Annotated in this window: 3 protein-coding genes; all 3 read left to right on the top strand. The window is 72.3% G+C overall.

Annotated features, from left to right (window positions below; genetic code table 11):
• On the top strand, nt 1-824 hold an 824-nt coding region (locus AB0I73_RS39510; protein WP_363045227.1), incomplete at its 5' end, for a phosphopantetheine-binding protein.
• Between the two features lie 63 nt (nt 825-887).
• The gene (locus AB0I73_RS39505) at nt 888-5,855 is read left to right on the top strand and encodes a type I polyketide synthase (protein WP_363045226.1); all 4,968 of its coding nucleotides are present in this window, start codon (nt 888-890) and stop codon (nt 5,853-5,855) included.
• A gap of 45 nt (nt 5,856-5,900) precedes the next feature.
• Nucleotides 5,901-7,159: beta-ketoacyl synthase N-terminal-like domain-containing protein (locus tag AB0I73_RS39500; protein WP_363045225.1), on the top strand; the 1,259-nt coding region annotated here is incomplete at its 3' end.

Here is a 7,159-nt window from a genome sequence, read left to right as displayed (position 1 = left end):
GGAACCTGCCCGCCACCTCCCTGGCCTGGGGCTTTTGGGCACAGGCCAGCAGCATGACCGGCCACCTCGACCAAACCGACGTGGAGCGGATGAACAGCGCCGGTGTCATCGGCCTCACCGACGAGGAGGGCCTGGAGCTCTTCGACCGGGCCACCGCCCGTGCCGACGCGCTGCTGCTGCCCATCCGCCTGGACTTCGCGGGCCTGCGCGCCCGCGCCGCCGCGGGCGCCCTGCCCCCGCTCCTGCGCGGCCTCGTCCGCGCGCAAGCCAAGCGCGCCGGGGACACGGGCGGCGCATCGGTCGTCCCGCTCGCGCAGCGCCTGGCCGGTCTGTCCGAGGAGGAGCGCGACCGCGTGGTCCTCGATCTGGTGCGTACACACGCCGCGGCCGTCCTGGGGCACGCCACACCCGAATCCATCGCCCCGCACGACGCGTTCAAGAAGCTCGGCTTCGACTCGCTGATCGCGATCGACCTGCGCAACCGGCTCAACACCGTCACCGGCCTGCGCCTGCCCGCCACGCTCGTCTTCGACTACCCGACCCCCGACGAACTCGCCGCCCACCTGCGCAGCGAGGTGGTCCCCGACGCCGTGTCCGACGCCGCCGCCCCGGTGCTGGCCGAGCTCGACCGACTCGCCGCCGTCCTCGCCGGCATCGGCGACGCCGACCAGCGCACACAGATCACCGACCGGCTCAAGGGCCTCCTCGCCCAGGTGGACACGCCGAGTACCACCGGTGGCACCGACCTCGACGGAACCGACCTCGACGAGGCCAGCGACGACGAGATCTTCGACTTCCTCGGACGGGAGTTCGGCATCGCATGACCGACCGCGCCCGCCACCCCCGGACCGTACCGGCACACACCCGCTTCTAGGAGCGACCCCACCATGACTGACGCATCGAAGACCGACGAGCAGAAACTTCGTTACTTCCTCAAGCGGGTGACGGCCGACCTCCAGGAGACTCGCGGCAAGCTCCAGGAAGTCGAGAGCAAGGCCCACGAGCCCATCGCCATCACGGCCATGAGCTGCCGCTTCCCCGGGGACGTCCGCACACCCGAGGATCTCTGGCAGGTCGTGTCGTCCGCCACCGACGCCCTGTCCCCGTTCCCCGAGGACCGCGGCTGGGACTTCGAGGGCCTGTTCTTCAAGGACGACGACGAGCCGGACAAGTCGTACTCTCTCGAAGGCGGCTTCGTCTACGACGTCCCGCGCTTCGACGCCGAGTTCTTCGGCATCTCGCCGCGCGAGGCCATCTCCATGGACCCGCAGCAGCGCATCGTCCTGGAGACCGCGTGGGAGGTCGTCGAGCGGGCCGGCATCGACATGGCCACTCTCCGCGGCACCCAGACCGGCGTGTTCATCGGCACCAGTTTCCAGGGGTACGGTGCCACGATCGAGAACCCGCCGGAGGGCACCGAGCTCTACCTCGGCATCGGCACCACCATCAGCGTCGCCTCCGGTCGTGTCGCCTACACCTTCGGCCTCAACGGCCCGGCCGTCACCATCGACACCGCCTGCTCCTCCTCGCTGGTCGCCCTGCACATGGCCGCCCAGTCGCTGCGCAAGAACGAGTGCTCCATGGCTCTCGTCGGCGGCGTCACCGTCATGGCCAACGCCGGGGCGTTCACCGAGTTCAGCCGCCAGCGCGGCCTGTCCACCAGTGGCCGCTGCAAGGCCTTCTCCGCCGAGGCCGACGGCACCGGCTGGGGCGAGGGCGTCGGCATGTTCCTCGTCGAGCGCCTCTCCGACGCACAGAAGGCAGGCCGGCAGATCCTGGCCGTCGTGCGCGGCTCCGCGATCAACCAGGACGGTGCGTCCAACGGTCTGACCGCCCCCAACGGCCCCGCCCAGCAGCGCGTCATCCGTGCCGCCCTCGCCGACGCCGGCCTCTCGCCCGCGCAGATCGACCTCGTTGAGGCGCACGGCACCGGCACCAAGCTCGGCGACCCCATCGAGGCCCAGGCACTGCACGCCACCTACGGCAAGAGCCGCCCCGAGGGCCATCCGCTGTGGCTGGGCTCGGTGAAGTCCAACATCGGCCACACCCAGGCCGCCGCCGGTGCCGCCGGTCTCATCAAGGCAGTGATGGCCCTCCAGCACGGCCAGCTCCCGCCCACCCTCCACATCGACAAGCCCTCCGAGTACGTCGACTGGAACGCGGGCGAACTCGCCCTCGTCTCCGAACTCACCCCGTGGCCCGAGACCGGTGCACCGCGCCGGGCCGGCGTCTCCTCCTTCGGCGTCAGCGGTACCAACGCGCACGTCATCGTGGAGCAGGCACCGCAGCCCGCGGAGACCGCCGAACAGGCCGAGGACCCCACCGGCACGCCGGACACCTCGACGACCGCCGTGCCGTGGGTGCTGTCCGCCAAGAGCGAGCAGGCGCTCGCGGCGCAGGCCGACCGGCTGCTCGCCCACCTCCGTGACCACCCCGCCGCGTCCCCGGCGGACATCGGCTACTCGCTGGCCCTGACCCGCTCCCGCTTCGAGCACCGGGCGGCGGTCGTCGCCGGCGAGCGCGCCGACTTCGAGACCGCGCTGGCCTCGATCGCGTCGGGCGTCCCCGCGCCCACGGTCCTGTCGGGCGTGGCGGGCCGCGGTACCCGCCCGGTGTTCGTGTTCCCCGGTCAGGGGGCGCAGTGGGCCGGGATGGCGGTGGGGCTGCTGGAGGCCTCGCCGGTGTTCGCTGCCCGGATGGCCGAGTGCGCGGCGGCGCTGGCCCCGCACACCGACTGGTCGCTGCTGGACGTGGTCCGCGCCACCGAGGGCGCCCCGGGGTTGGAGCGGGTGGACGTGGTCCAGCCGGTGCTGTGGGCGGTGATGGTCTCGCTGGCCGAGGTGTGGCGCTCCCACGGGGTGCAGCCGGCCGCGGTGATCGGCCACTCCCAGGGGGAGATCGCCGCCGCCGCGGTGGCCGGCATCCTCTCCCTGGAGGACGCGGCCAAGGTGGTGGCGCTGCGTTCCCGGGCGCTCACCGCGCTGGCCGGGCGGGGCGGCATGGTCTCCCTGGCCCAGTCCGTCTCCTGGGTCCGTGACACGATCTCCGCCTGGGCCGGGCGGATCTCGGTGGCGGCGGTCAACGGGCCGTCCTCCACCATCGTCTCCGGCGACGCCGACGCCCTGGACGAACTGATCACCGCGTGCGAGGCGGCGGGCGTGCGCGCCCGCAAGGTGGACGTGGACTACGCCTCGCACTCCGCGCACGTGGAGGAGATCCGCGCGGAGCTGGCCGGCCTGCTGGCCGGCATCACCCCGCAGACGAGCGACACCGCCCTGTACTCGTCGCTGACCGGCCGGCTGCTGGACGGCGAGAGGGTGATGGACGGCGGCTACTGGTACGACAACCTGCGCGCCACCGTGGAGTTCGAGCAGGCCACCCGGGCCGCGCTGGCCGACGGGCACAGCGTCTTCATCGAGGTCAGCCCGCACCCGGTGCTGGCCCTGGGGCTGCAGGGCACCATCGAGGACGCCGAGGCCGACGCCGCCGCCCTGGGCACCCTGCGCCGCGACGAGGGCGGCCCGGAGCGGCTGCTGACCTCGCTGGCCGAGGCACACTGCCACGGCGTCACCGTCGACTGGGACACCGTCTTCGCGGGTACCGGCGCCCGCCGCACCACCCTGCCCACCTACCCCTTCCAGCCCACCCGCTACTGGATCGCCGACGAGGTCGCCCCGCCCACCGCGGCCGCCCCCGAGGCGAACGCGGCCGACACCGCCTTCTGGGAGGCCGTCGAGCACGCCGACGTCCAGGCCGTCGCCGACATCCTCCGTGTCGACGCAGACGCGGCCGGACAGGCCCTCGGCGCCACGGTGCCGTTCCTGTCCGCCTGGCGGAAGCGGCTGCACGAGAAGTCCTCCACGGACGACTGGCGTTACGAGGTCTCCTGGCGCGTCCACCCCCGGCCCTCGACCGGCCGCCCCACCGGCATCTGGCTGGTGCCCGTCGCCGAGAGTCTGGCCGAGGACCCGTACACCGCGGCCGTCCTCGCGGCCATGGAGCAGCACGGCGCCGAGCCCGTCGTCCTCGCCGTCTCCGAGGCCGCCACCGCCGACCCCGACATCCTGGCGGCCCGTATCGGCGACACCCTCGCCCCCGAGCACATCGGTGCTCCGGCCGGCGTCCTGTCGCTGCTCGCCCTCGACGACGCCCCGCACCCCGACGGCCCGGCCGTCCCCCGCGGTTACGCCGCCACCGTCACCCTGCTCCAGGCCCTCGGCCGGGCAGGGGTCCGCGCCCCGCTGTGGACCGCCACCCGTGGCGCCGTCTCCGTCAACATCACCGACCCGCTGGACGCGCCACACCAGGCCGCCGTCTGGGGCATGGGCCGCGTCGCCGCGCTCGAGCACCCCGATCGCTGGGGCGGCCTGATCGACCTGCCGCCCGTCCTCGACGAGCGCACCTCCGCCCTGCTCGCCGCCGCCCTCGGTGACTCCGGCCCCGAGGACCAGGTCGCCGTACGGACCGCCGGAACGTTCGTGCGCCGTCTGCGCCGCCTGCCCCTGAAGTCCGCGTCGGGCGACAACTCCTGGCGCACCCGCGGCACGATCCTCATCACCGGCGGTACGGGCGCCCTGGGGGGCCAGGTCGCACGCTGGCTCGCCGGCAGCGGCGCCGAGCACCTGCTGCTCGTCAGCCGCCGTGGCCCGGAGGCGCCCGGCGCCGACGCGCTGCGCGACGAACTCACCGCGCTGGGCGCCCGGGTGACCATCGCGGCCTGCGACACCGGCGACCGCGACGCCCTGGCCGGGCTCATCGCCTCCGTGCCCGAGGAGCAGCCGCTGACCGCCGTCGTCCACACCGCCGCGGTGCTCGACGACAGTGTCATCGACTCGCTCGACCTGGCGCAGATAGACCGTGCCCTGCACGCCAAGGCCCGCGCCGCGTTCAACCTGCACGAGCTGACCGCCGATCTCGGCCTCAAGGCGTTCGTGCTGTTCTCGTCCTTCGGCGGCACTGTCGGCACCCCGGGCCAGGGCAACTACGCGCCGGGCAACGCCGTTCTGGACGCCCTCGCCCTGCACCGCCGTGACCGCGGCCTGCCCGCCACCTCCGTCGCCTGGGGCGCTTGGGGTGGTGGCGGCATGGCCGAGGGCGACTTCGGCGACACCCTCAACCGTCACGGCCTGCGTGAGATGAAGCCCGAACTCGCCACCGACGCGCTCCAGCAGGCCCTGGAGCAGAACGAGACGAGCCTGCTCATCGCCGACATCGACTGGGAACGCTTCTACGTCGCCTTCACCGCGATCCGCAGGAGCCCCCTGCTCGAGGACATCCCCGACGTACGCGACATCGCCCGCGCCATGGCCGAGGCCGACAACGGCGACGAGCCGTCCGAACTCGTCCAGCGTCTGGCCGGACTGACCGAGCAGGAGCAGGAGGACGTCCTGGTCGAGCTGATCCGCGAGTGTGTCTCGGCCGTCCTCGGCTTCTCCGGCAACGAGGCCGTGCCGGTCCGCAAGGCCTTCCGCGAGATGGGCTTCGACTCCGTCACCGCCGTCGAACTGCGCAACCGCCTGTCCTCCCGGACCGGTCTGAAACTGCCGGTCACGACCGCGTTCGACTACCCCACGTCCAGGACTCTGGCCGCATTCATGCGCGAACAGCTACTCCAGGACGGTGAGGCCGTCGCGACGGCCGCCCTCGAGGACCTCGACCGGATCGAGACCGCGATGGCAGCCGTCGGCGCCGACAACGTCGGTCGCACGCGGGTTCTGCTGCGTATGAAGGCACTGGTCGCCGCCTGGCAGCAGGACACCCGCAGCGACACGTCGGCCTCGGCAGCGGAGGAGATCGACTCCGCCTCCGACGACGAGATGTTCCAGATGCTCGGCGAGAAGTTCGGCATTTCGTAACCGCTGCCCAGCACGGCAAGCACACGTCAAGGAAAGGACGTCAGGGTGGCGAACGAAGAGAAGCTCCGCTACTTCCTCAAGCGCGTCAGCACCGATCTCGACGCGGCGCACGAACGGCTGCGCGAGATGGAGGCCCGCAACACGGAGCCGATCGCGATCATCGGCATGGCCTGCCGGTTCCCCGGAGGCGTGGCCACCCCTGCCGCACTGTGGCGGATGGTTTTCGACGGCATCGACGCCATGGCGCCTTTCCCCACCGACCGAGGCTGGGACCTCGGGGCGATCGTCGACGACACCGACTCCGACCAGGCGGGCACCTCCTACGTCGCCGACGGAGGATTCCTGCACGGAGTCGCCGACTTCGACCCGGGGTTCTTCGGGATCTCGCCGCGCGAGGCCCTGGCCATGGACCCGCAGCAGCGCCTGCTCCTCGAGGCCTCCTGGGAGGCCTTCGAGAACGCGGGCATCGATCCCGAGTCCGTACGCGGCAGCCAGGTCGGCGTGTTCGCCGGTACGAACGGCCAGGACTACCCGCTGCTACTCGTCGGCAACCAGTCCGGTCTGGAGGGCTACCTCGGCACCGGCAGCGCCGCCGCGGTCGTCTCCGGCCGCATCTCCTACACGATGGGCCTGGAGGGCCCGGCCGTCACCATGGACACGGCCTGCTCCTCCTCGCTGGTCGCCCTGCACATGGCCGTGCAGTCCCTGCGCAACGGCGAGTCCACGATGGCGCTCGCCGGCGGCGTCACCCTCATGGCCACCCCCGGCATGTTCATCGACTTCAGCCGTCAGCGAGGACTCGCCAAGAACGGCCGCTGCAAGGCGTTCGCGGACGCCGCCGACGGCACCGGCTTCTCCGAGGGCGTCGGCATGCTCCTTGTCGAACGCCTCTCCGACGCCCGCCGCAACGGCCACCAGGTCCTCGCCGTCGTCCGCGGCTCCGCCGTGAACCAGGACGGTGCGTCCAACGGCCTGACCGCCCCCAACGGCCCCTCGCAGCAGCGCGTCATCCTCAAGGCTCTCGACAACGCCGGTCTCTCGACCGGCGATGTCGACATCGTGGAGGGCCACGGCACGGGAACCACCCTCGGCGACCCGATCGAGGCGCAGGCGCTGCTGGCCACCTACGGCCAGGACCGCCCCGAGGACCGGCCCCTGTGGTTGGGCTCCCTGAAGTCGAACATCGGCCACTCCCAGGCCGCGGCGGGTGTCGCCGGTGTGATGAAGATGGTCCTGGCCATGCAGCACGGTGTGCTGCCCCAGAGCCTCCACATCGACGAGCCCTCCACCCATGTCGACTGGAC

Origin of the sequence: Streptomyces sp. NPDC050388 (assembly GCF_040655635.1) — a bacterium.
Classification (GTDB): domain Bacteria; phylum Actinomycetota; class Actinomycetes; order Streptomycetales; family Streptomycetaceae; genus Streptomyces.
This window is presented reverse-complemented; position numbering and strand designations above follow the sequence as displayed.

Excerpts from the sequence above, each read along its gene's own strand:
- AB0I73_RS39505 (WP_363045226.1), top strand. The coding sequence starts at position 888 with ATGACTGACGCATCGAAGACCGACGAGCAGAAACTTCGTTACTTCCTC.